Source organism: Curtobacterium sp. MCBD17_040 (assembly GCF_003234805.2).
In the GTDB taxonomy this organism is placed as follows: Bacteria; Actinomycetota; Actinomycetes; order Actinomycetales; family Microbacteriaceae; genus Curtobacterium.
On sequence record NZ_CP126273.1, the window covers coordinates 94,282 to 117,939 of the forward strand.

At 72.0% G+C, this 23,658-nt stretch carries 21 protein-coding genes and 3 tRNA genes; 18 read left to right on the forward strand and 6 right to left on the reverse strand.

Annotation, left to right across the window (positions count from 1 at the left end; translation table 11 throughout):
* Positions 1-10 precede the first annotated feature (10 nt).
* Complete coding sequence (gene ddaH, locus DEI94_RS00465; RefSeq protein ID WP_181441782.1) at positions 11-880, forward strand: dimethylargininase; 870 nt, start codon at positions 11-13, stop codon at positions 878-880.
* Positions 881-908: 28 nt separating this feature from the next.
* Here the strand turns inward: ddaH and DEI94_RS00470 are convergent, their stop codons facing one another.
* From DEI94_RS00470 to DEI94_RS00485, 4 genes are all read right to left on the reverse strand, one after another.
* Positions 909-2,186, reverse strand: coding sequence for an MFS transporter (locus DEI94_RS00470; RefSeq protein ID WP_111026577.1), 1,278 nt, complete (start codon positions 2,184-2,186; stop codon positions 909-911).
* 269 nt (positions 2,187-2,455) lie between these two features.
* Positions 2,456-2,531 (reverse strand) — tRNA-Phe (locus tag DEI94_RS00475).
* 60 nt (positions 2,532-2,591) lie between these two features.
* A tRNA-Asp gene (locus DEI94_RS00480) sits at positions 2,592-2,668 on the reverse strand.
* A gap of 43 nt (positions 2,669-2,711) precedes the next feature.
* Positions 2,712-2,784, reverse strand: a tRNA-Glu gene (locus tag DEI94_RS00485).
* Between the two features lie 292 nt (positions 2,785-3,076).
* Here DEI94_RS00485 and DEI94_RS00490 point away from each other — a divergent pair.
* A complete protein-coding gene (locus DEI94_RS00490; RefSeq protein WP_146244380.1) occupies positions 3,077-4,444 on the forward strand; it encodes a M23 family metallopeptidase in 1,368 nt (455 codons plus the stop codon).
* A 31-nt stretch (positions 4,445-4,475) separates the two neighbouring features.
* Positions 4,476-5,960, forward strand: a complete 1,485-nt coding sequence (locus DEI94_RS00495; RefSeq protein ID WP_111026579.1) for a C40 family peptidase — start codon at positions 4,476-4,478, stop codon at positions 5,958-5,960.
* Positions 5,961-6,128: 168 nt separating this feature from the next.
* Here DEI94_RS00495 and DEI94_RS00500 read toward each other — a convergent pair whose 3' ends face one another.
* Entirely contained in the window at positions 6,129-6,617 is a 489-nt protein-coding gene (locus DEI94_RS00500; RefSeq protein WP_111010321.1) for an inorganic diphosphatase, read from the reverse strand.
* 63 nt (positions 6,618-6,680) lie between these two features.
* On the opposite strand from DEI94_RS00500, the gene tilS reads away from it, so the two are divergent.
* The 14 genes from tilS (at position 6,681) to DEI94_RS00570 (ending at position 19,708) form a co-directional block, all read left to right on the forward strand.
* Positions 6,681-7,805: a tRNA lysidine(34) synthetase TilS gene (tilS, locus tag DEI94_RS00505; protein ID WP_111026599.1), complete on the forward strand. Its 1,125-nt coding sequence runs from the start codon at positions 6,681-6,683 to the stop codon at positions 7,803-7,805.
* 51 nt (positions 7,806-7,856) lie between these two features.
* On the forward strand, positions 7,857-8,408 hold the full coding sequence (gene hpt, locus DEI94_RS00510) for a hypoxanthine phosphoribosyltransferase (RefSeq protein ID WP_111010320.1): 552 nt from the start codon (positions 7,857-7,859) through the stop codon (positions 8,406-8,408).
* 126 nt (positions 8,409-8,534) lie between these two features.
* Positions 8,535-10,532 carry an ATP-dependent zinc metalloprotease FtsH gene (gene ftsH / locus DEI94_RS00515; protein ID WP_111010319.1) on the forward strand — a complete coding sequence of 666 codons (1,998 nt, stop codon included), beginning with the start codon at positions 8,535-8,537 and terminating at the stop codon, positions 10,530-10,532.
* Positions 10,533-10,541: 9 nt separating this feature from the next.
* Positions 10,542-11,516 carry a dihydropteroate synthase gene (gene folP / locus DEI94_RS00520; protein ID WP_111010318.1) on the forward strand — a complete coding sequence of 325 codons (975 nt, stop codon included), beginning with the start codon at positions 10,542-10,544 and terminating at the stop codon, positions 11,514-11,516.
* Positions 11,513-11,890 carry a dihydroneopterin aldolase gene (gene folB, locus DEI94_RS00525; RefSeq protein ID WP_111026580.1) on the forward strand — a complete coding sequence of 126 codons (378 nt, stop codon included), beginning with the start codon at positions 11,513-11,515 and terminating at the stop codon, positions 11,888-11,890. The genes folP and folB overlap by 4 nt, the downstream gene beginning before the upstream one ends.
* A complete protein-coding gene (folK, locus tag DEI94_RS00530) occupies positions 11,887-12,426 on the forward strand; it encodes a 2-amino-4-hydroxy-6-hydroxymethyldihydropteridine diphosphokinase (RefSeq protein ID WP_111026581.1) in 540 nt (179 codons plus the stop codon). Before folB ends, folK begins: the two co-directional genes overlap by 4 nt.
* Positions 12,423-12,899 (forward strand): DUF3180 domain-containing protein, encoded by a 477-nt coding sequence (locus DEI94_RS00535; RefSeq protein WP_111010315.1) that lies wholly within the window; start codon positions 12,423-12,425, stop codon positions 12,897-12,899. Before folK ends, DEI94_RS00535 begins: the two co-directional genes overlap by 4 nt.
* Before the next feature lie 38 nt (positions 12,900-12,937).
* Complete coding sequence (locus tag DEI94_RS00540) at positions 12,938-13,444, forward strand: PH domain-containing protein (RefSeq protein ID WP_111010314.1); 507 nt, start codon at positions 12,938-12,940, stop codon at positions 13,442-13,444.
* Positions 13,441-15,162, forward strand: a complete 1,722-nt coding sequence (locus DEI94_RS00545; protein WP_258368580.1) for a PH domain-containing protein — start codon at positions 13,441-13,443, stop codon at positions 15,160-15,162. Before DEI94_RS00540 ends, DEI94_RS00545 begins: the two co-directional genes overlap by 4 nt.
* Positions 15,159-15,857, forward strand: coding sequence for a Rossmann-like and DUF2520 domain-containing protein (locus tag DEI94_RS00550; protein ID WP_111010313.1), 699 nt, complete (start codon positions 15,159-15,161; stop codon positions 15,855-15,857). Before DEI94_RS00545 ends, DEI94_RS00550 begins: the two co-directional genes overlap by 4 nt.
* A gap of 111 nt (positions 15,858-15,968) precedes the next feature.
* A complete protein-coding gene (gene lysS / locus DEI94_RS00555; protein ID WP_111026582.1) occupies positions 15,969-17,528 on the forward strand; it encodes a lysine--tRNA ligase in 1,560 nt (519 codons plus the stop codon).
* A 210-nt stretch (positions 17,529-17,738) separates the two neighbouring features.
* Complete coding sequence (locus DEI94_RS00560) at positions 17,739-18,005, forward strand: hypothetical protein (protein ID WP_146244060.1); 267 nt, start codon at positions 17,739-17,741, stop codon at positions 18,003-18,005.
* An 81-nt stretch (positions 18,006-18,086) separates the two neighbouring features.
* Positions 18,087-18,218 (forward strand): hypothetical protein, encoded by a 132-nt coding sequence (locus DEI94_RS00565; RefSeq protein ID WP_258369821.1) that lies wholly within the window; start codon positions 18,087-18,089, stop codon positions 18,216-18,218.
* A 443-nt stretch (positions 18,219-18,661) separates the two neighbouring features.
* The gene (locus tag DEI94_RS00570; protein ID WP_111010310.1) at positions 18,662-19,708 is read left to right on the forward strand and encodes a sigma-70 family RNA polymerase sigma factor; all 1,047 of its coding nucleotides are present in this window, start codon (positions 18,662-18,664) and stop codon (positions 19,706-19,708) included.
* Between the two features lie 195 nt (positions 19,709-19,903).
* On the opposite strand, the gene DEI94_RS00575 is transcribed toward DEI94_RS00570, so the two are convergent.
* Positions 19,904-20,851 carry an NAD(+)/NADH kinase gene (locus tag DEI94_RS00575; RefSeq protein ID WP_111011999.1) on the reverse strand — a complete coding sequence of 316 codons (948 nt, stop codon included), beginning with the start codon at positions 20,849-20,851 and terminating at the stop codon, positions 19,904-19,906.
* 219 nt (positions 20,852-21,070) lie between these two features.
* Here DEI94_RS00575 and DEI94_RS00580 point away from each other — a divergent pair, with 219 nt between their 5' ends.
* Positions 21,071-23,569 (forward strand): ATP-dependent Clp protease ATP-binding subunit, encoded by a 2,499-nt coding sequence (locus tag DEI94_RS00580; RefSeq protein WP_111010393.1) that lies wholly within the window; start codon positions 21,071-21,073, stop codon positions 23,567-23,569.
* Positions 23,570-23,658: the final 89 nt, after the last annotated feature.

Consider the following 23,658-nt stretch of genomic DNA (forward strand, 5'->3'; position numbering starts at 1 on the left):
GGAGACCCCCTTGTCGAACCCGGCCCCCGCCACCACCACAGCGCCCGCCCGCACGGCGACCAAGCGCACCGTCCTCATGTGCAAGCCGACGCACTACACGGTGAGCTACCGCATCAACCCCTGGATGCACCCCGAGGAGCCGACCGACACCGCGAAGGCGGTCGCCCAGTGGCAGACCCTCGTCGACACGTACGAGCGGCTCGGGTTCGACATCCACTTCATCGACCCGATCGAGGGGCTGCCCGACATGGTCTACGCGGCCAACGGCGGGTTCGTGCTCGACGGCGTCGCCTACGGCGCGAAGTTCCAGTACCCGGAGCGCCAGCCCGAGGGTCCCGCGTACATGGACTGGTTCCGCGAGCACGGCCTCCGCGTCGCCGAGCCGGTCGAGACGAACGAGGGCGAGGGCGACTTCCTGCTCGTCGGGGACGTCATCCTGGCCGGCACCGGGTTCCGCAGCGACAGCACCTCGCACGAGGAGATCGCCCGCGTGTACGGCCGCGAGGTCGTCACCCTGAAGCTCGTCAACCCGGCGTTCTACCACCTCGACACCGCGATCGCGGTCCTCGACCCCGAGCCGGTGGACGGCGTCGCGAACATCGCCTACCTGGAGTCCGCGTTCGACGAGGCCTCGCTCGCCGAGCTCCGCCGCCGGTTCCCCGACGCGATCATCGCCACCGAGGAGGACGCCGCGATCCTCGGGCTCAACTCCTACAGCGACGGCCACAACGTCGTCATCGCGGCCCGCGCGACGACCTTCGCCGAGCAGCTCCGCCAGCGCGGGTACAACCCGATCGGGGTCGACCTGTCCGAGCTGCTGCTCGGCGGCGGTGGCGTCAAGTGCTGCACGCTCGACCTGCACCCCGTCGAGACCGCCTGACCGGTCCCTGCTCCCGAGCCCGTCGTGACTACGCGGCGGCGGGCTCGGCCGGGAGCTCCCGCATGCCGAGCAGGGGCGAGAGCAGGACGGGCAGCGCCGCGAGCAGGGCACCGACGCCGGCGACCCAGATGGTCGCCTCGACACCGAGCCACGTGCCGAGCAGTCCCGCCGCGATGCCCCCGATGGGCACCACGCCCCACACCACGAACCGGATCGACGCGTTCATCCGGCCGAGGAGGCGCGGCGGACAGATCCGCTGCCGGTAGGTGACCTGCGTGATGTTGTAGACGAGGACCCCGGCGCTCGTGAGGAACTCGGCCAGCACGAGCAGCGGGACCGCGAGCGTCGGCACCAGCCCCGGCGTCGCGAGCAGCAGCGCCCCGACCCCGACTGCGACGGCCGCGACGGGGATCGCCGTGCCCTCGCCGACGCGACGGGCCACCCTGCTGGCGGCCAGCGCGCCGAGGAGTCCCCCGACCGCGCCGACGCTCGTCGCGACGCCCCACACGAGCGTGCCGAGGTGCAGGTCGCGGAGGACGAGGAGCGGCAGCACCGTCCCCCCGATCCCCGAGAACAGGTTCAAGCCGGCCGTGCACAGGACGACCCGGACCAGGAGCGGCTGGTGGAACACGAACGCCAGGCCCTCGCGGATCTCGGTCACGAGTGGCAGGCGTTCGTGCTCGGGCCGCGGCTGCTCGTCGTCCCGGATCCCGAGGAGTGCGACGAACGACGCGAGGTAGCTCAGCGCGTCGATCCCGACGACGAACGCCGGCCGCAGCGCCGCGAGCAGGGCACCCGAGGCCGCGGGACCCCCGACGCGCGCGACCTGCTGTGACGCCTCGAGCTTGCCGTTCGCGTCGCCGAGGAGCGCCGACGGCAGGATCATCGGCGGGTAGCTCTGGTACGCCACGTCGAAGAACACCGTCGCCGCGCCGACCAGGGCCGCCACGACCATGAGCTGCCAGATCGTCAGCGCGCCGAGCAGCCACGCGACGGGGATGGTCGCCAGGAGCAACGCGCGGGTCAGGTCCGCCGCGAGCATCACCCGGCGCTTCCGCATCCGGTCCACCCAGGCACCCGCGGGCAACCCGATGACGAGGAACGCCACCGTCTCGAGCGCGGTGAGGACGCCGATCTCGAACGTCGAGGCGGCGAGCACCGTGACCGCCAGGGTCGGGATCGCCAGCACGGCGAGCTCACTGCCGACCGCGCTCGCCGACTCGCCGCTCCACAGCCGGAGGAACGGTGCGTTGCGCCACACCGTGGCGGGTTCCGCCGCCCCCGTCGTCCGACCCGGCTCCGTCATCCGCTCAGTATGCCGGGAGGCCCCGTCCCGGCCGGGAGGACCGTCCCGCCCCGCCACCCGTCGCGTCCGGCTTCGCACACGCGCCGTCCGGCTTCGCACACCCGCCGCCCGGCTTCGCACACCCGCCGTTCGGCTTCGCACACCCGCCGTCCTGTTGCACCCCGCGATGCCGTTGTTCAACGGGACACGACGTGTTCAACGCTCGGCGGGAGTCCGATCGGCGGCAGTCGGGAACGACGAAGGCCCCCGCTCCCGCGAGGGCCTTGCGATGGTGGCTGGACACGGCATCGATCCGTGGACCTTTCGATTTTCAGTCGAACGCTCTACCAACTGAGCTATCCAGCCGTGGGCGACTCGATGGATCGAGTGGTGCCCGGGACGACTCGGTCCGAGGACCGGACGCCATGGCGACCCTGACGGGACTTGAACCCGCGACCTCCGCCGTGACAGGGCGGCACGCTAACCAACTGCGCTACAGGGCCATGCTTGTTGAGTTGTGGGCGGCGCCGGACACCCCGCCTGCAGTGACCCCAACGGGATTCGAACCCGTGCTGCCGCCGTGAAAGGGCGGTGTCCTAGGCCACTAAACGATGGGGCCGTCAAGCGATGCTTCACAGCTACCGGAGAACCAGCATACGGAAGCTCGCCGCGAATGCCAAACCGAGCGGATACCGCCTCGCCGGTCGGCGTGTCGCGGGCGTCGTGACCGGGGCAGCCGGGTTCACTCGCCGCAGAGAGAACCCCGTGCCGTCGTTCCCCGTGGGTCCGACGTCGGTGCCCCATGCCCCTCGCCAGGGGGGTGGAGTGTCCGACACCCCTGTTGTTACTGTTGCGACTGTTGACAGTGTGACTCGGGTGCGCCTCGCCGTGCTGTTACGAAATCGAGACCGATGACTTCTTCCTCCTCCATCAGCCGCCGATCCGCGCCCCGACGCGCCGCTCGGGCCCTCGCCGTCCCCGCGAGCCGACCCCGTGCCCTCGTCCTCGCCGTCGTCGTCGCGCTCACGGGGGGTGTCCTCGCCGCGACCGGGACGCCCTCGTCGGCGTCCGCCACGTCCTACCCGAGCTGGTCCGACGTCCAGGCGGCCAAGGCGTCCCAGGCCGCCCAGCAGGCGAAGGTGACCGAGATCAAGGGCCTCATCGCGTCCCTCCAGTCCCAGGTGTCGGCCAAGCAGGCCGCCGCGGAGAAGGCCGGCGAGGCCTACCAGACGGCGCAGACCGAGTACGACGAGGCCGCGCTCAAGGAGCAGAAGCTCCGGACGCAGGCGGACGAGGCCCGCAAGACCGCGGCCGCGTCGGAGCGCCAGGCCGGGCAGCTCGCCGCGCAGCTCGGACGCTCGTCGAACAACGACGTCACCTCGAACCTCCTGGCGCACCCGTCCGGAGCGAAGGACCTGCTCTACCAGCTCGGCGCGATGTCGAAGCTGTCCGAGCAGGCCGACGGCATCTACGAGCAGGCGAGCCAGGACCGCGGCACGGCGCAGGCGCTGACCGACCAGGCCGGGGTGGCGAAGAAGGCGCTCGGAACACTCCGTGACGCCGCGCAGCAGAAACTGGCCGACGCGAACGACGCCGCGACGGCCGCGCAGAGCGCTCTCGACGACCAGAACGACAACCAGGCGCGGTTGCAGGCGCAGCTCGTCCTCCTGACGACGAACGCCAAGAACGTGCAGGCGAACTACGACAAGGGCGTCGCCGTCGCCAAGGCCGCGGCTGCCGCGCGAGCCGCCGCTGCCGCGCGAGCCGCTGCTGCTGCCCGGGCGGCTGCCGCTCGCGCCGCCGCTGCCGCCCGGACCGGGGGCGCCGGCGCGCAGACGAGCACGGGCGCCACCACCACGACGCCGAACGGGTCGGGCTGGGTCCGCCCGTCCGCCGGGTACCAGACGAGCCCCTACGGCTACCGCGTCGACCCCTACACCGGTGCGTACGCCCTGCACGCCGGGGTCGACCTCGCGCCGGGCTGTGGTGCGCCGATCTACGCCGCCCACAGCGGGACCGTCACCTTCGCCGCGAACGGCGGGGGTTACGGCAACGAGGTCATCATCGACAACGGTGGCGGCATCTCGACGGCGTACGGCCACATCGTCAACGGCGGGTTCCTGGTCCACGCGGGCCAGACCGTGGTCGCGGGACAGCAGATCGCGCTCGTCGGCTCGACCGGCTGGTCGACCGGCTGCCACCTCCACTTCGAGACCCGGGTGAGCGGCGCTGCCGTCGACCCGGTCCCCTTCATGGCTGCGCGGGGGATCTCGGTATGACCACGAGCGCGCCCAGGAGGCACTGACCCGCATGAAGCCAGCACGCGTCCTCATCGGAGGCGCCGCGACCCTCGCGGTGCTCGGACTGACGTTCACCGTCGCCGCACCGGCGTCGGCCAGTCCGTCCGCTCCCTCGTGGGCCGACGTGCAGGCGGCGAAGCAGTCCCAGGCGGCGACGCAGCACCAGGTCGACACGTTGACCTCGTCGCTCGACGCGCTCCAGACCCAGGCGGAGCGGGCCTCGGTCGCCGAGCAGCAGGCCGGTGAGGCGTACCAGCGGGCGGCATCGCGACAGCAGGCGGCGCAGACCCGGGTCGACACCCTGACGCGCCAGTCGAAGCAGGCCGAGGCGAAGGCGGAGGTCTCCGCCCAGCAGGTCGCCGGCCTCGTGGTCGAGCTCTCGCGGACGGGCGGCGGCGACCTCTCGACGGCGATGCTCGTCGACGGCGCCGACGCGAAGGACCTGCTGTACCAGGTCGGCACGATGTCGCACCTGTCGGCTCGCTCGGCGGGCATCCTCGCCGACGCCGAGGCCGACCAGCGGCAGGTCGACGCCCTGCAGCACCAGGCCTCCGCGGCCGAGACCGCGCTCGGCAAGGCCACCACGGCCGCCAAGACGTCGCTGTCCGACGCGAACGACCAGGCCGCGAGCGCCGCCGGACGGCTCAAGAGCGTGCAGGACCAGCAGTCGACGCTCTTCGACCAGCTGGCGTACCTCAAGGGAACGACGGCGACCACCGAGGCCGCGTACTTCGCCGACCAGCAGGCGAAGCAAGCCGAGCGGGCGATCGCGACCTCGACGACCAGTGGGGGCGCCGGCACGACGAAGGCCGCCGCCACCGGGAGCACCGGGACGACCGCGTCGAAGCCCGCGGCGTCGAAGCCGACCGGTTCGAAGCCGACCGGTTCGAAGCCGACCGGGACGGGCACGGCCCCGAAGCCCGCCACCGCGCCCGCGCCGAAGCCGGTCACGCCGGCCCCGAAGCCCGTCGCAGCGCCCAAACCGGCCGCGCCTGCCCCGAAGCCGGCCGCGCCTGCCCCGAAGCCCGTCACCGCGCCTGCGCCGAAGCCGGCCGCGCCCGCGCCGAAGCCGCCGACGTCGAGCACCGGCTCGTCCTCACCGTCCAAGGGCTCCGCAGCGCTGGCGTTCGCGTCCGCCCAGATCGGCAAGCCGTACCTGTTCGGTGCCGCCGGTCCGAACTCCTACGACTGCTCGGGGCTCGTGATGGCCGCGTACAGCAGCGTCGGCGTGGCCGTCGGTGGGCACCGGGTCGACTGGCAGTACGAGCACTTCGCCGCGCTCGGCCGACTCGTGCCGCTGTCGCAGGCGCAGCCGGGCGACATCATCTTCTACTCGACGACGGGCACGAACCCGGCGGGGATGTACCACGACACGATCTACGCCGGCGGCGGTCGGATGGTCGAGGCCCCCAAGCCGGGACTCAGCGTGCGGAACTACGCTGTGTACACGTACCAGATCGTCCCCTACGTGGCGCGCCCCACCGGCTCGCTCTGATGACCCGGCCGGGACCCCTTCGGGTGGGGTTCCGAGCCGATGACGGTGCCGACCCCTTCGGGTGGGGTCGTCACCGGACGAAGGCGGCGGGGGCCCCATGGGCACCCGCCGCCTTCACTTCTCCCAGCCGGCCGCCTGGCCAGCGCCGCGCCTCGGGGCGCGACGGACTCAGTGGCCCGGCTGGTACGCGGCGAAGCCCGCCGCGACGATCTCCTCGGCCTCGGCGGCGTCACCCCAGCCCTCGGCGTTGACGAACTTGCCCGGCTCGAGGTCCTTGTAGCGCTCGAAGAAGTGGGCGATCTCGGCCTTCGTCTGCTCGTCGACGTCGGCGATGTCCTGGATGTGCTGCCAGCGCGGGTCCTTCGCCGGGACGCAGAGCACCTTGGCGTCGGAGCCGGCCTCGTCGCTCATCTTGAACACGCCGACCGGGCGGACCTTGACGCCGACGCCGGGGAACGCGGGGTACTCGAGCAGGACGAGGGCGTCGACGGGGTCGCCGTCGAGCCCGAGGGTGTTCTCGAAGAAGCCGTAGTCGGTGGGGTAGACGAACGACGTGAACAGGACGCGGTCCAGGTACACCCGACCGGTCTCGTGGTCGACCTCGTACTTGTTGCGGCTGCCCTTGGGGATCTCGATGACGACGTCGTACGCGGCCATGTGGCACTCCTCGATGTGGATGGTTCTGCGGTCCTACAGCGCCGATAACGTTACAGGGTGGACATGCACCGGCCCCGGCTCGGACCCGCCGTCGCCGCCGTGCGCCGCGCGGTGCGCACGTCCCTCGCGGACGCCCGTTCGGCGGGCGTCCTCGCCTCCGGTGACCTCGTCCTCGTGGCGCTGAGCGGCGGCCCCGATTCGCTCGCACTCGCGGCCGCGACCGCGTTCGAGGCACCCAGGCAGGGCCTCCGCGCGGGCGCCGTCGTCGTCGACCACGGCCTCCAGGCGGGCAGCGGGGCGGTCGCGAGCGCGGCCTCCCGGCAGGCGGAGGCGCTCGGGCTCACGCCCGTCGTCGTCGACCACGTCCGCGTCGGTGACGCGGGTGGGCCGGAGGCCGCCGCCCGGGAGGCCCGGTACCGGGCGATCGCGGCCGTCGCCGCGGCGGAGCGGTCGCCGCTGGTCCTGGTCGGGCACACGATGGACGACCAGGCCGAGACGGTCCTGCTCGGCCTCCTGCGCGGCAGCGGTCCGGACAGCCTGTCGGGCATGCCGGCGCGGTCACCGGCGCCGGTGACGCCCGGGCCGCTGCTCGCCCGCCCGCTGCTCGGCGTCCGGCGGGCGACCACCGTCGCGGCCTGTGCCGAGAGCGGCCTGGAGCCGTGGACGGACCCGCAGAACAACGACCCCGCGTTCGCCCGGGTCCGGGTGCGCGCGCGCGTGCTGCCGGTGCTCGCCGAGGAGCTCGGCGACGGCGTGGTCGAGGCCCTGGCCCGCACCGCCGACCAGATCCGCGAAGACGCGAGCGCGCTCGACCACTTCGCCGAGGAGCTCGCCGAGGAACTCGCGGAGCACGCCGAGGCGGGCATCGCGGTGTCCGTGTCGGGACTCGCGGCCAACCCGCCGGCCCTGCGGCAGCGACTCGTGCGCCTCGCGGTCGAGGGGGAGTTCGGCGTCGTGCTCTCGCGGCTCCAGACGCTCGAGGTGTGCCGGCTCGTGACGGACTGGTCGGGACAGGGGCCGATCGACCTGCCCGGCGTCCGCGTGCGGCGCGAGGGCGACCGCCTGCTGTTCGCGAGCACGACGTCCGGGCCGGTGTCCGGGTCCGGGCGGCCGGTGTCCGAGTCCGGGCCGGGGTCGCCCGGCCGTATCCTGGGAGACCCGGGCGGCACCGGCCCGGCGCACCACTGACCCGGCGCACCACTGACCCGGCGCACCACTGAGCAGAGAGGGCACGCCCCCGTGGAACTCACCGACGTCCAGGCCGACCTGAGCGAGGTCCTGTTCACCGCCGAGCAGATCGACGCCCGGATCGCCGAGCTCGCCCGCGCGGTCGAGGCCGACTACACGGGGCGCGACCCGCTGCTCGTCGGCGTGCTCAAGGGCGCGGTCATGGTGATGGCGGACTTCTCGCGTGAGCTCAAGCTCCCGATCACCATGGACTGGATGGCGGTGTCGTCCTACGGGTCCGGCACCAAGTCGTCCGGCGTCGTGCGGATCCTCAAGGACCTCGACACCGACCTGCACGGCCGCGACGTCCTCATCGTCGAGGACATCATCGACTCCGGGCTCACCCTGTCCTGGCTCCGGCAGAACCTCGTGAGCCGCGGGGCCGCGAGCGTCGAGATCGTCGCGTTGCTCCGCAAGCCCGAGGCGGCCAAGGTGCAGGTGGACGTCAAGTACGTCGGCTTCGACATCCCGGACGCGTTCGTGATCGGGTACGGCCTCGACTACGACGAGCGTTACCGCAACCTGCGCGGTGTCGGGGTCCTGGCGCCGCACGTCTACTCCTGACGAACGGCCCTCCGGAGGTCGAGTTCGCCCTCGGAGGACACCCACTCGCCCCACAGAGTCCCGGCCGTATGCTGACTCCCACGCAACATCGGCAGAGAAAGGTGTCGGGCGTGTCGCCCGGATCACATGGACTTCAAGCGCATCTTCCGTGGGCCGTACCTGTACGTGATCATCGCGGTCATCGGGATCTGGATCGGCTGGGCCGTGATCAGTCAGTCCGGGACGTCGCAGATCACGACGCAGAAGGGCCTCGAGCAGCTCGGTGACGGCAAGGTCGCCTCTGCCACCATCAACTCCACCGAGCAGCGCGTCGACCTCGTGCTCAAGGACGGCAACCAGACGGAGCAGTTCTACTACTCCACCCCGCGTGGGCCGGACGTCGTCTCGGCGGTCGACAAGGCGAACCTGTCGAAGGGCTACAACGACACCGTCCAGCAGTCGAACGTGTTCGTCTCGCTCCTGCTGACGTTCCTGCCGTTCCTCGTCATCGGTCTGGTGTTCTGGTTCCTCCTGTCGAGCGCCCAGGGCGGCGGCTCGCGCGTCATGCAGTTCGGCAAGTCCCGCGCGAAGATGAACAACAAGGAGAACCCGCAGGTCACCTTCGCCGACGTCGCCGGCGCGGACGAGGCCATCGAGGAGCTCCAGGAGATCAAGGAGTTCCTCAAGGAGCCGGCCAAGTTCCAGGCGGTCGGCGCGCGGATCCCGAAGGGCGTGCTGCTGTACGGCCCTCCCGGGACCGGCAAGACCCTGCTCGCCCGCGCCGTCGCCGGCGAGGCCGGGGTGCCGTTCTTCTCGATCTCCGGTTCGGACTTCGTCGAGATGTTCGTCGGTGTCGGTGCGAGCCGCGTCCGTGACCTGTTCGACCAGGCCAAGCAGAACGCTCCCGCGATCATCTTCGTCGACGAGATCGACGCCGTCGGTCGCCACCGCGGTGCCGGCATCGGCGGTGGCAACGACGAGCGCGAGCAGACGCTGAACCAGCTCCTCGTCGAGATGGACGGCTTCGACGTCAAGACGAACGTCATCCTCATCGCCGCGACGAACCGTCCCGACGTGCTCGACCCCGCGCTCCTCCGGCCGGGCCGCTTCGACCGCCAGATCGGCGTCGACGCCCCGAGCCTCATCGGCCGCAAGCAGATCCTGCAGGTGCACGGCAAGGGCAAGCCCCTCGCCGCGAGCGTCGACCTCGACGTCCTCGCCCGCAAGACCCCCGGGTTCACGGGTGCCGACCTGGCGAACGTCCTCAACGAGGCCGCGCTGCTCACCGCGCGCTCGAACGCGCAGCTCATCGACAACCGCGCGCTGGACGAGGCCGTCGACCGCGTCATGGCCGGTCCGCAGCGCCGGACCCGCGTCATGAGCGACCAGGAGCGCCTCATCACCGCGTACCACGAGGGCGGTCACGCGCTCGCGGCCTCGGCCATGCGGCACACCGACCCCGTCACGAAGATCACGATCCTCCCGCGCGGTCGTGCCCTCGGGTACACGATGGTGCTCCCGCTCGAGGACAAGTACTCCGTCACGCGCAACGAGCTGCTCGACCAGCTCGCCTACGCCATGGGCGGTCGTGTCGCCGAGGAGATCGTGTTCCACGACCCCACCACGGGTGCGTCGAACGACATCGAGAAGGCCACGGCGACCGCACGCAAGATGGTCACCGAGTACGGCATGAGCACGGCGGTCGGTTCGGTCAAGCTCGGCCAGGGGTCGGGCGAGCCGTTCCTCGGCCGCGACATGGGCGCCCAGCGCGACTACTCGGAGAACATCGCCGAGACCGTCGACGCCGAGGTCCGTGCCCTGCTCGAGTCCGCGCACGACGAGGCCTACCAGGTCATCAACGCGAACCGCGACATCCTCGACCACCTGGCGGGCGCCCTCCTCGAGAAGGAGACGCTCGACCAGAACGAGCTCGCCGAGATCTTCAAGGACGTCCGGAAGCTGCCCGAGCGCCCGCAGTGGCTCTCGAGCGACAGCCGCCCCGTGAGCGACCTGCCCGCGATCTCGCTGCCGGTCAAGGCGCCGGTGGACGAGGGCGCCGTCGACGGCGGCATCGACTCCGAGCCCCCGGCGAAGCCGCGTCGGGCACGGGCCCCGCGCGGGAACCCCGGTATCGCGCCGGCGTAGGCCAGCGGGATGACCGACCTCCCCAGCCGGCGCGAGCGCCGGATCTCCGAGGCGAGCCGCGCCCGCGCCGCCGCAGCCGAACCGGCGACCGTCGCCATCGACCTCCCTGCCCTGCAGCAGGAGGCGGCGACGCGTCGCCGGTCGGCGCGTGCGGCGGGCGCGGCCCCATCGACGCCGGGCCGGGCGCGGATCATGGGCATCCTCAACGTGACGCCCGACTCGTTCAGCGACGGTGGCGAACACCACCGACGCGACGCCGCCGTGACGCACGCGCGCCGGCTCGTGGCCGACGGCGCCGACCTCGTCGACGTCGGCGGCGAATCCACCCGGCCGGGTGCGCCGCGGGTGCCGGTCGACGAGGAACAGCGTCGCGTGCTGCCGGTCGTGCAGGACCTGGTCGCCGAGGGCATCACGGTGAGCGTCGACACGATGAACGCGGCGACGGCCGAGCGGTCGCTCGAGCTCGGGGCGTCGATCGTCAACGACGTCTCCGGCGGGTTGGCCGACCCCGACATGGCCCGCGTCGTCGCCGCGAGTGGTGCGGGCTTCGTCGTCATGCACTGGCGCGGCCACAGCGACGTGATGCACCGGAACGCCGTGTACGAGGACGCCGTCGAGGACGTCCGCCGCGAGCTCGAACTCCGGGTCGCGGAGCTCATCGTGCTCGGTGTGCACCCGGACCAGGTCGTCGTGGACCCGGGGCTCGGGTTCGCGAAGCACGGTCGGCAGAACTGGGAGATCCTGGCCGGGTACGAGCGCTTCGCGTCGCTCGGGCTCCCGGTGCTCGTCGCGGCGTCACGCAAGCGCTTCCTCGCCGGCGTCGGGAGCGATCCGGACGCCGCACCCCGGGACCGGGACCTGGCGACCGCGGCGATCACGCTGCTCGCCGCCGAGCGTGGGGCCTGGGGCGTCCGGGTCCACGACCCCGCCCCGAACCGCGCGGTGCTCGACGTCTGGGACGCCTGGAGGGCCGCGCGATCGTGAACGACGTCATCCGCCTCACGGGGGTCCGGGCCCGCGGTCACCACGGGGTCTTCGACCACGAGCGCGCCGACGGGCAGGACTTCGTCGTCGACGTCGCCGTCGAGGTCGACGCCCGTGCCGCCGCGGGCCCCGACGACCTCGACCACACGGTGCACTACGGCGTGCTCGCCGAGCAGGTCGTCGCGGCCGTCGAGTCCGACCCCGTCGACCTCATCGAGACCCTGGCGGAGCGCATCGCCGCCGTCGTCCTGGGGCACCCGGCGGCACTCGCCACCGAGGTCACCGTGCACAAGCCCCAGGCGCCGATCACGGTGCCGTTCGCGGACGTGTCGATCACCATCCGCCGGGACCGCTCCGCGCGGGTCGACCCGTGAGGCGCGCCGTCATCGCCCTCGGTGCCAACCTCGGCGACCGGGGGTCGACCCTGCGCGAGGCCGCTGCGGCGATCCTCGCGGTGCCGGGGGTGCGCCCGGTGGCCGCATCGCACGAGGTCGAGTCCGTCGCGATGACCCTCTCCGGGCCCGACGAGACGAAGCCCCGGTACCGCAACGGGGTGGTCGTGGTCGACACCGATCTCGAGCCGGACGCACTCCTCGCCGCGCTGCACGACATCGAGGACGCCCACGGCCGGGTCCGCGTCGAGCGGTGGGGGGACCGGACGCTCGACCTCGACATCGTGGCCGTCGACGACGTCGTGCTCGACGCCGCCGACCTGACGCTCCCGCATCCCCGGGCCGCCGAGCGGGCATTCGTGCTCGCGCCCTGGCTCGACGCCGACCCCGACGCGGTCCTCCCCGGCGCCGGTCCGGTCGCCGCGCTGCTCGCCGCGGTCGGCGACGACACCGTCCGCGTCGAGGAACCCCGACTGTTCGCGTCCCGTCCGTCCGAGCTCCCGGGAGCACCCCAGTGAGACACACCCGCGCCTCCACCCTGATCAGCGTCGCGATCGTCGCCGGTGTCGCCGGGTTCGCCCTCGACGCTGCCCTGGCGTCCCGGCAGCGGCCCGTCATCGTGCTCTCGTCGGCGCTCGGGCTGACCCTGGGCTTCATCGGCATCGCGCTCGTGCTCATGGCGATCCCGGTCCGTCGGCACGCCCGTGGCACCGCGACCCGCCCCGTCGACGCCTTCTACGCGACGCGGGTGGTGGTCCTCGCCAAGGCCTCGAGCATCTGCGGCGTGCTGTTCGGCGCGTTCACGGGCGGCGGGCTCGCGTTCGTCCTCACGCGGGCCGTCGTCCCCGCGCTAGGCTCCATCCTGCCCAGCGTCGTCGCGGTGTTCGGTGGTCTGGTGCTCATGGTGTGTGCGCTCGTCGCGGAGCACATGTGCACGGTGCCGCCCCGGGACGACGACGACTCCGACCCGGGTGGGACGACCGCGATCTGACCGACCCGGCAGCAGCGACGCCGACGACAGGGGGACCGATGCCGAGGGAACGTCTCGACCTGCCGGGGATCCCCTGGAGCCGGGTGTCGCCGCGCCTGGTCTGGACCGAACTCGTCACCGTCCTCGTCGTCGGGGTGGTCATCACCGCCGGGTGCTTCCTCATCGGCGTGGCGTTCCGGGGGTCCTCGCCGACCACCGCGCTCGTGTGGACGCTCATCGGGCTCGCCGCCGCGGTGGTCACCGCCCTCGTCGCTGCCTTCACGCCCCGGCGGATCCGGTCGATCGGGTACGCCCTCCGCGACGACGACCTCGTGGTGCGGCGCGGACTCATGTTCCAGCGGTTCATCGCCGTCCCGTACGGCCGCATGCAGCTCGTCGACATCAGCCGCGGTCCGCTCGGTCGTGCCCTCGGTCTGAGCGACCTCCGGTTCGTGACGGCGGCGGCGAGCACGAACGTCCGGCTGCCCGGGCTCCCCGAGGCCGACGCGGACCGCCTGCGCGACGAACTCGTCGCGATGGCCGAGAGCCGACGGGTCGGGCTGTGACCTCCCGGCCGTCCGGCCCGCCGCTGCCGCCGCTGCCGCCGCTCCCGCAGCCCCACCGGCAGGGCGACGCCGCCGCGGCCGCCGACCTGACCGACGGGACGTGGCACCGCCTGCACCCGCTGACGCCGCTGCTCCGCGGAGGGATCGCGTTGCTCGTGATCCTCGGGTGGGTGGTCAACACCCTCCGCGAGCGGCTGCTCGACCTCGTGATCCCGGGTGGTGCCCGGGGCGGCGAGCAGGGCGACCCGATCGACTACGTCGTCCGCCACGACTACGTGGGCGTCGCGCTCCTCGGGGTGCTCGTGTTCATCCTCGTGCTCATCGGCCTGTTCACGCTGTCCTGGCGCATGCACACCTTCCGCGTGACCGGCGAGGTCGTCGAGGTCCGCTCGGGCGTGCTGTTCCGGAACCACCGCAAGGCCCGCCTCGACCGCATCCAGGCCGTCAACGTCGTCCGCCCGTTCGTGGCCCGGCTCGTCGGCACGGCCCGGCTCGAGATCTCGCAGGCGGGCAACGACGCGAACGTGCAGCTGGCGTACCTCGGCTCGCGGCCGGCCGACGACCTGCGGCAGCGCATCCTGCTGCTGGCGAGCGGTGCCCGCGCCGACGTGCCGGGCGGGTCCCGGGCCTCCCGGCCGGCGGGACGGTTCGTCGACGAGCGGATGACGGAGTTCCTGGCCCCGGAACTCGACCCCGCCGCGGTGCGCGCCACGCGCGTCGTGCGCGTGCACACCGGGCGGCTCATCGGCTCCGTGCTCCTGTCGAACACGACCGTCGTGCTCGCCCTCGCCGCGGTCGGCATCATCGTGAGCGTCGCCGTGACGGGCCAGTACTTCCTGCTCGTGACGTTGTTCCCGGCGATGATCGGCGCCGTCGGGGTCACGGTCCGCCGCTTCACGAAGTCGCTGCAGTACTCGATCGCGGCGACCCCGGACGGGATCCGCATCGGCTACGGCCTCGTGTCGACCTCGAACGAGACCCTGCCGCCCGGGCGCATCCACGCCGTCGCGGTCACGCAGCCGCTGCTGTGGCGTCCGTTCGGCTGGTGGGACGTCCGCGTCAACCGCGCCTCGCACGCCGGCGGCTCCCGTCAGAACCAGCAGACGTCCTCGGTCGTGCTGCCCGTCGGTGACACCGCGGACGTCCGTGCGGTGCTCGAGATCATCCTGCCGGAGCTCGTCGGCACCGCGGTCGCCGGGCCCGCCGCCTCCTTCGCCAGCCTGCAGGAGGGCTCGGCCGCCGCGGTCGACGTCGTGCAGGGCAGCCTGACGGGGTCGGGTGACGCCGGTGGGTTCACGCGGTCACCCGGTCGCGGCGCCTGGCTCCGACCGCTGTCCTGGCGTCGCAACGGCTACCGGAGCGTCCCCGGGGCGGTGCTGCTCCGCCTCGGCGCGGTCTGGCGGTCGCTCGTCGTCGTGCCCCTGCCGCGCGTGCAGAGCATCCGGGTGGCACAGGGCCCCCTCGAGCGCGCGCTCGGGCTCGCCGAGGTCCACGTGCACACCGTGCACGGACCGGTCGTCGCGCGCATCGGCGCGCTCGCCGTGCCCGACGCGATGCGGCTGTTCTCCGGCACCGAGGCCGAGGCCGTCCGCGCGGCCGCCGCCGACACCTCGCACCGGTGGCGTGACGACCGGGAGGCCCGGGGCGCCGACCCCGCGTCGGTCACCGCACCCGTTGGGTGGGAGCACGTGCCACGACCGGACGGAGGACCACGATGAGCGAGCGGGCCGGACGACTCGGGGTCGGCGTCGTCGGTGCGGGCCGGGTGGGCCCGGTGCTCGGCGCCGCGCTCGCGAACGCGGGGCACGCGGTCGTCGGCATCACCGCGGTCTCCGACGCGGGACTCGACCGGGCCGAGGCGCTCCTGCCCGGCGCGCCCGTGCTCGGGACCCCGGAACTCGTCGAGCGGAGCGAACTCGTCCTGCTCGCCGTGCCGGACGACCAGCTGCCGGGGCTCGTGCAGGGTCTGGCCGACGCCGGCATCTGGCAGGCGGGACAGCTCGTCGTGCACACGAGCCCGGACCACGGGGTCGGGGTCCTCGCGCCCGCGACCGCCCAGGGCGTCATCCCGCTGGCGATCCACCCCGCGATGGCGTTCACGGGCACGAGCGTCGACCTCGCCCGCCTCCGGGACGCCTACTGCGCGGTGACCTCGCCCGCGCCGGTGTTGCCGATCGCGCAGGCGCTCGTGGTCGAGATGGGTGCCGAGCCGGTCGTCGTCCGTGAGGCCGACCGCGCCGCCTACGCCGACGCTGTCCGGGCCGCGGTGGACTTCTCGAGCGCGATCGTCGACCAGGCCGCCGGGACGCTGGCGGCGATCGGCGTCGACCACCCGGGACGCGTGCTCGGTGCACTCGTCCGGTCCGCCGTCGAGAACGCGCTCGCGCAGGCGGACGGGCAGCAGGCGCTGTAGCGGTGCGCGGTCCCCGGCAAGCGCCTCCCGGCCGGCGTCTCCCGGCCGGCTGCGCCGTGGTGGGCCGGTAGCATCGACGCATCCCCCACGACCCCCGGAGCTGCGCGCGCGATGACCGACGAACCCGCTGACACCACCGACCCCGAGGCCGTCGCCCTCGAGACCGCCCGCGTCGACGCCGAGGCAGCCGCCGCGGCCGAGACGAGCGAGCAGCGTCAGGTGCGCCTCGACAAGCGGGAGCGGTTGCTGGCGGCGGGCATCGAGGCCTACCCGGTCGAGCTCGGGATCACGACGACGATCCCCGCGGTCCGCGCCGAGCACGCCGACCTGCCGAGCGGCGAGGAGACCGACGACGTCGTCGGGCTCGCCGGCCGCGTGGTGCACGCGCGGAACACGGGCAAGCTGTGCTTCGCGACCCTCCAGTCCGGCGACGGCTCCCGCATCCAGGCGATGGTGTCGCTCGCCGAGGTCGGGGACGAGTCGCTCGCGCGCTGGAAGGAGTTCGTCGACCTCGGTGACCACGTGTTCGTGCACGGCCGCGTGATCTCGTCCCGCCGCGGCGAGCTGAGCGTCATGGTCGACGACTGGGCGATCGCGGCGAAGGCGATCCTGCCGCTGCCGAACCTGCACACCGAGTTGAGCGAGGAGACCCGGGTCCGCGCCCGCTACCTCGACCTCATCGTCCGCGAGCAGGCCCGCACCACCGTGCGCGCACGTGCCGGCGTGATGCAGTCGCTCCGCGCGACGTTCGCGGCCCACGACTACCTCGAGGTCGAGACGCCGATGCTGCAGACCCAGCACGGTGGCGCGTCGGCCCGCCCGTTCGTGACGCACTCGAACGCGTTCGACACCGAGCTGTACCTCCGGATCGCGCCCGAGCTGTTCCTCAAGCGCGCGGTCGTCGGCGGCATCGAGCGTGTGTTCGAGATCAACCGGAACTTCCGGAACGAGGGCGCCGACTCCACGCACTCGCCCGAGTTCGCGATGCTCGAGGCGTACCAGGCCTACGGCAACTACGAGCAGATGGCCGACCTGACGCAGGAGCTCGTGCAGAACGCCGCGCTCGCCGTCACGGGCGGGCTCGTCGTGACGCTCACCGACGGCAGCGAGTACGACCTCGGCGGCGAGTGGGACCGCATCGACATGTACGGCTCGCTCTCCGCCGCGGCCGGTCGCGAGATCACGCCCGACACCCCGCTCGCCGAGCTGCAGGCGCTCGCCGAGGCCGAGGGCGTCGAGGTCGCGCACGCCACCCACGGCAAGTACGTCGAGGAGCTCTGGGAGCACTTCGTCATCGACTCGCTCGAGCGCCCGACGTTCGTCATGAACTTCCCGGTGGACACGTCCCCGCTGACGCGGGAGCACCGGTCGCGCCCGGGCGTCGTCGAGAAGTGGGACCTCTACGTCCGCGGGTTCGAGCTCGCCACGGCGTACTCCGAGCTCGTCGACCCGGTCGTGCAACGCGAGCGGTTCGTCGAGCAGGCGAAGCTCGCCGCGGGCGGCGACGTCGAGGCCATGCGCGTCGACGAGGAGTTCCTGCGCGCCCTCGAGCACGGCATGCCGCCGTCGGGCGGCATGGGGATGGGCATCGACCGCCTGCTCATGGCGATCACGGGCCTCGGGATCCGCGAGACGATCCTGTTCCCGCTCGTCAAGGGCGCTGGGGCTTAGGGCAACGCGTCAGCGTTGCGCGACGCCGGCCCCGGGTGAGCCTGCGAGCACGGCAGTCGACGCACTCCTGCGCACACGGACGACAACGCAACGTGCGGGCGCATGCGCACTCGTCGTCGGCGTGCGCACACGGCGGACGCGCTCCGCTCGCTGGCCGTGCGCTCAGGTCCCCCGCACGGCACCCCGAGCACCGGGACGTACCATGGTCGCGTGCCTCATGGAGTCGTGACCGGGATCATCTTCTCGCTGACGCCGACCGTCGTCGTCGGCCTGGTGTTCTGGTTCGTCATGCGGGCGATCATCCGGGCCGACCGCACCGAGCGCGCGACCTACGCCAAGCTCGAACGGGAGGAACGCGCCCGTTTCACCGCGGAGCGTGCCGCCGGTGGACCCGGCGCGGGTACCGCGGGGCCGCGTGACGTGCAGGCGCCGAGCCGCCCCGCAGCCGTCCCCGCCTCGCCGCAGTCCGCGGAGTAGTCGCTCCCGGACGTCCGGCGGTCAGCGCCGCGACACGAGCCGTTCACCCCGCCGTCGTCGGGGCTGGTCAGCATCGCCGGCATGACCGATCTGCTGCATGCCGTCGCCCGCTCGTTCGTCGGGGACATCGAGAGCGAGTACGACGAGTTCGACCTCGACGCCGAAGCGGAGGGGGCCCAGCGACGCACGGACTGGCTCGAACCGAGCTGGTGACCGCCGATCGACCCCCGGGTGACGAGCGTGTTACGGGATCGTTGCCGAAAAGGGGTACGGACGTGCCGCGGGGGCCCCATCCGCACGCGTACCCCGGAACGTGTCCGCCGCCGGGTGACAGGGCGGGGTACAGGCCCGGAATCGGTTCGGACGCGGACGACGATCGGCGGATTTCCGGGCTCGTCCCCCAGCATCTCCGGGATCGGAGGACCGGTCGGCGGAGTGGTCCCGTACCCCCACCCGGGGGTCCGCGATGACGAAGCACGGAGATCCCTGGGAAAAGCAGGAAACGATTTGTGGGGTACACCTCCGGGCCGCTTTACTCGTTGCACGCCCCGATGGAGGGGCAGCAGGACCAGCGCCGAACGACACCGTCCGACGTGATCCGGCCCGGCCCAGCCGGTTCGGCCCCCGTCAACCGTCACCGCGAAGGAGAGTCAGCCATGACCATCGCAACCGAAGCTCCGAGCACCACCCGGCGTTCCAAGACCACCACGAAGGTCGAGGCGGCACCGCGCGAGCTCGACAGCGTCGACACGGCGATCGAGGCCGACGAGCGTCTCGCCGGTGTCCGCGGCGCCTCGGTCGACCAGGTCGGCGACTACCTCCGCCACATCGGCCGCCTGCCGCTGCTCTCCGCCGAGGAGGAAGCGGACATCGCCCGCCGCATCGAGGTCGGCCTGTTCGCCGAGGAGAAGCTCGCGAACACGCCCGACGTGCCGAAGCAGCTGCAGCGTGAACTCCGCTGGCTCGTCCGTGACGGCCAGCGTGCCAAGGAGCGGATGATCACCTCGAACCTCCGCCTCGTCGTGAGCATCGCCAAGCGCTACTCGCAGCGCGGTCTGCCGTTCATGGACGTGATCCAGGAGGGCAACCTCGGCCTGGTCCGTGCGGTGGAGAAGTTCGACTTCACGCAGGGCTACAAGTTCTCGACCTACGCGACCTGGTGGATCCGCCAGGCGATCTCGCGCGGTCTCGCCGACAAGGCCCGCACCATCCGCATCCCGGTGCACACCGTGGAGCTCATCAACAAGATCTCGCGCACCGAGCGCGACCTCACCGTCGACCTCGGCCGGGCGCCGAGCCCCGAAGAGGTCGCCGAGGAGCTGAGCATGGACGTCGAGGAACTCCTCGACCTCAAGGGCCGCTCGCACGAGCCCGTGTCGATCCACACGGTGGTCGGCGACTCGGACGACTCCGAGCTCGGGGACTTCATCGAGGACGAGGACGCCGCGAGCCCGAACGAGATGACCGAGAGCACGCTGCTCCACCGGGACATCCGGTCGATCGTCGCCGAGCTGCCGACGGACGAGGCGCGCGTCATCCGCATGCGCTACGGCCTCGACGACGACCACCCGATGACCCTCGACGAGATCTCGAAGGTCGTCCACACCACGCGCCAGGCGGTCAGCCGCGTCGAGTCCCGCGCCAAGCTCCGCCTGTTCGCCAAGGCGGTCAGCCAGGACATGCAGCTCTACCTGACCGACTGAGGTCCAGGACCACGGCCGACCCGGACGGGGTCGGTGCGGGGAGTCGGGTCGTCCTGTGGGAAGGCGATCCGGCGGGGTGATGGGAACGGCCCGTCCGAGTCACACGACTCGGGCGGGCCGTCGTCGTCGGTCCCGACGGTCGCGCGGGCCGCTCCGGTGGTCCTGCACCGGGCCTCCCGGCCTGGAGGCGCGGCCTCAGCCCTCCTCGGGCTCCGGCCGGTCGTGCTGCCGCAGCCGCTGCCGCACCTCGGAGGGGATGAGCTCGATGAGCTGGTCCGGTCGCACCGGGAGGTCGAGCAGGCTCAGCTTGACCCGGCCGGTCCGCCCGTGGCGCTCGGCGTCGAGGCGGATCACCGTGCCGGCGTTCTTGCGCAGCCGGACCTCGAGTTGCGCACCGGTGGCGACCTCGCCGACGACGAGCCCGTCGACCTCGAGCGCGGCGCTCCGCGTGCCCTCGGCGATGTCGAACCGGTAGCGCTCCTTCGCCGCGAGGACCACCGAGCGGTCGATCCCGGCCATCGGGGCGACCGGCGTCACGACCGAGCCGGACAGGGCGGGGGACAGCACCGGGCCCCCGGCGGCGTAGTTGTAGGCGGTGGAGCCGGCGGGGGTCGAGGCGACGACGGCGTCGGCGCGGTAGTACCCGTACGTGAGGCCCCCGATCGTCAGGTCGGCTGAGACCTGCCCGGCGCCGGGGCGCCGGACGATCGTCAGGTCGTTGAACGCGAGGTAGTTCGTGCGGGCACCCGACCACGTCAGCACGGCCTCGAGCGCGTGGTGCGGCTCGAGCGAGTAGTCACCGGCGGACATCCGTTCGAGCGCCGCGGCGAGCTCCTCGGGTTCGATCTCGACGAGGAACCCGACGTTGCCGTAGTTCACCCCGAGGACCGGCACCGGACGTGCGGCCACGAGGCGCATCGACCCGAGCATCGTGCCGTCGCCCCCGAGGGACACGACGAGGTCGACCCGCTCGCAGAACTCGACGTCGTCGAGCACCTCGATCCCCGGGCCGAGCCGCGCGGCGTCGATCCGGCGCGCGACGAGCTGGCCCCGCCCCGACGCGTGCCAGCGCTGCAGGGTCTCGACCGACGCCCGGACGTCCTTCGAGGGGTGCATCACGATCCCGACGAGTGGTGCCTCCATGGTCCGGAGGGTAGCGGTGACCACCTGACCGCGGCCAGGGTCAGGCGAGGCGAGCACCGCCTCCCGGGCGGTCCGGACCGACTGCGCACGTGGGTCACGCCCACGGCGAACAGGGGCAGCCCCGCGGAGGCGCGCTGGTTAGTCTCGATGTACGTCGCCGGGCCCACCAGGGACCGGCACATCTGTCGGCTCCACCCCCTCGGAGCCAAGGGAGAGCACATGTTCGAGAGATTCACCGACCGAGCCCGTCGTGTTGTCGTCCTCGCCCAGGAAGAGGCGAAGATGCTCAACCACAACTACATCGGCACCGAGCACATCCTCCTCGGTCTCATCCACGAGGGTGAGGGCGTCGCCGCCAAGGCACTCGAGTCGCTCGGGATCTCCCTCGACGCGGTCCGCGAGCAGGTCCAGGACATCATCGGCCAGGGCCAGCAGCAGCCGACGGGGCACATCCCGTTCACCCCGCGCGCCAAGAAGGTGCTCGAGCTGTCCCTGCGCGAGGCGCTGCAGCTCGGCCACAACTACATCGGCACGGAGCACATCCTGCTCGGGCTCATCCGCGAGGGCGAGGGCGTCGCCGCCCAGGTCCTCGTGAAGCTCGGCGCCGACCTCAACCGGGTCCGCCAGCAGGTCATCCAGCTCCTGTCCGGGTACCAGGGCAAGGAGGCCGTCGCCGTGGGCGGCGAGAACCAGCAGGGTGCACAGCAGGGTTCGCAGGTGCTCGACCAGTTCGGTCGCAACCTCACCCAGGCCGCGCGTGACGCCAAGCTCGACCCGGTGATCGGGCGCGAGAAGGAGATGGAGCGGGTCATGCAGATCCTCTCCCGCCGTTCCAAGAACAACCCCGTCCTCATCGGTGAGCCGGGCGTCGGCAAGACCGCCGTCGTCGAGGGCCTCGCCCAGGCGATCGTCAAGGGCGAGGTGCCCGAGACGCTCAAGGACAAGCAGCTCTACTCGCTCGACCTCGGGTCGCTCATCGCCGGGTCCCGCTACCGCGGTGACTTCGAGGAGCGCCTCAAGAAGGTCACGAAGGAGATCCGCACCCGCGGCGACATCATCGTCTTCATCGACGAGATCCACACGCTCGTCGGGGCCGGTGCGGCCGAGGGCGCGATCGACGCCGCGTCGATCCTCAAGCCGCTCCTGGCTCGCGGTGAGCTCCAGACCATCGGTGCCACCACGCTCGACGAGTACCGCAAGCACTTCGAGAAGGACGCCGCGCTCGAGCGCCGGTTCCAGCCGGTCCAGGTGAACGAGCCGTCCCTCCCGCACGCGATCAACATCCTCAAGGGCCTCCGCGACAAGTACGAGGCGTTCCACAAGGTGTCGATCACCGACGGCGCGATCGTCGCCGCGGCGAACCTGGCCGACCGCTACGTGCAGGACCGGTTCCTGCCGGACAAGGCCATCGACCTGATCGACGAGGCCGGCGCACGCCTCCGCCTGTCGATCCTGTCGGCGCCGCCGGAGCTCCGCGACTTCGACGAGAAGATCTCGACGGTCCGCGGGCAGAAGGAAGCCGCCATCGAGGAGCAGGACTTCGAGAAGGCCGCATCGCTCCGCGACGAGGAGAAGAAGCTGCTCGGCGAGCGGCTCCGCCTCGAGAAGCAGTGGCGTGCGGGTGACGTCGCCGCGTCCGGCACCGTCGACGAGGGCATCATCGCCGAGGTCCTGGCGCAGGCCACGGGCATCCCGGTGTTCAAGCTCACGGAAGAGGAGACCTCGCGCCTCGTCTTCATGGAGAAGGCCCTGCACGAGCGCGTGATCGGGCAGGAGGAGGCGATCTCCGCCCTGTCGAAGACGATCCGCCGGACCCGCGCCGGCCTCAAGGACCCGAACCGGCCCTCCGGCTCGTTCATCTTCGCCGGCCCCACGGGCGTCGGGAAGACCGAGCTCGCCAAGGCGCTCGCCGAGTTCCTGTTCGACGACGAGGGCGCGCTGATCTCCCTCGACATGTCGGAGTTCGGTGAGAAGCACACGGTCTCGCGGCTGTTCGGTGCCCCTCCCGGGTTCGTCGGGTTCGAGGAGGGCGGCCAGCTCACCGAGAAGGTGCGCCGCAAGCCGTTCTCCGTGGTCCTGTTCGACGAGATCGAGAAGGCCCACCCGGACATCTTCAACTCGCTCCTGCAGGTGCTCGAGGAAGGCCGCCTGACCGATGGTCAGGGTCGCGTGGTCGACTTCAAGAACACCGTCATCATCATGACGACGAACCTCGGTTCGCAGGGCATCGCGGGTGGTCCCGTCGGGTTCCAGGTCGAGGGCAACTCCTCCGTCGGCTACGACCGGATGCGCGCCAAGGTGAACGAGGAGCTGAAGAAGCACTTCAAGCCCGAGTTCCTGAACCGCGTCGACGACACGATCGTGTTCCCGCAGCTGTCGCAGGACGAGCTGCTGCAGATCGTCGACCTGTTCGTCAAGCGCCTGTCCGACCGCCTGCTCGACCGCGACATGACCGTCGAGCTGTCGCTCGCCGCCAAGGAGCAGCTCATCAAGGTCGGGTTCGACCCCGCCCTCGGTGCCCGGCCCCTGCGTCGCGCGATGCAGCACGAGGTCGAGGACCAGCTGTCCGAGCACATCCTGCAGGGTGAGCTCACGGCGGGCGACCACGTCAAGGTCGACTTCGCCGACGGTGCCTTCCAGTTCGAGACCGGGCGTCAGCCGGGTCGCGAGGAAGTGCTCGCCGGGGCTGCCGAGCCGGCCGGGGAGCTCGAGGCGTAAGGGCCTCCTCCCCACACACGACGCGATCCCCTCCGCACCACTGGAAACGGTGGTGGGGAGGGGATCGCGTCGTGCTGGGCGCGCGTCTC

Bases quoted from the DNA above. Each gene is read 5' to 3' on its own strand.
- DEI94_RS00500 (WP_111010321.1), bottom strand. From the start codon at position 6,617: ATGGCCGCGTACGACGTCGTCATCGAGATCCCCAAGGGCAGCCGCAAC.
- DEI94_RS00570 (WP_111010310.1), top strand. From the start codon at position 18,662: ATGACCATCGCAACCGAAGCTCCGAGCACCACCCGGCGTTCCAAGACC.
- DEI94_RS00550 (WP_111010313.1), top strand. From the start codon at position 15,159: ATGAGCGAGCGGGCCGGACGACTCGGGGTCGGCGTCGTCGGTGCGGGC.
- DEI94_RS00490 (WP_146244380.1), top strand. From the start codon at position 3,077: ATGACTTCTTCCTCCTCCATCAGCCGCCGATCCGCGCCCCGACGCGCC.
- tilS (WP_111026599.1), top strand. From the start codon at position 6,681: ATGCACCGGCCCCGGCTCGGACCCGCCGTCGCCGCCGTGCGCCGCGCG.
- DEI94_RS00575 (WP_111011999.1), bottom strand. From the start codon at position 20,851: ATGGAGGCACCACTCGTCGGGATCGTGATGCACCCCTCGAAGGACGTC.
- DEI94_RS00470 (WP_111026577.1), bottom strand. From the start codon at position 2,186: ATGACGGAGCCGGGTCGGACGACGGGGGCGGCGGAACCCGCCACGGTG.
- DEI94_RS00540 (WP_111010314.1), top strand. From the start codon at position 12,938: ATGCCGAGGGAACGTCTCGACCTGCCGGGGATCCCCTGGAGCCGGGTG.
- DEI94_RS00580 (WP_111010393.1), top strand. From the start codon at position 21,071: ATGTTCGAGAGATTCACCGACCGAGCCCGTCGTGTTGTCGTCCTCGCC.
- ftsH (WP_111010319.1), top strand. From the start codon at position 8,535: ATGGACTTCAAGCGCATCTTCCGTGGGCCGTACCTGTACGTGATCATC.
- DEI94_RS00565 (WP_258369821.1), top strand. From the start codon at position 18,087: ATGACCGATCTGCTGCATGCCGTCGCCCGCTCGTTCGTCGGGGACATC.
- DEI94_RS00495 (WP_111026579.1), top strand. From the start codon at position 4,476: ATGAAGCCAGCACGCGTCCTCATCGGAGGCGCCGCGACCCTCGCGGTG.
- folP (WP_111010318.1), top strand. From the start codon at position 10,542: ATGACCGACCTCCCCAGCCGGCGCGAGCGCCGGATCTCCGAGGCGAGC.
- lysS (WP_111026582.1), top strand. From the start codon at position 15,969: ATGACCGACGAACCCGCTGACACCACCGACCCCGAGGCCGTCGCCCTC.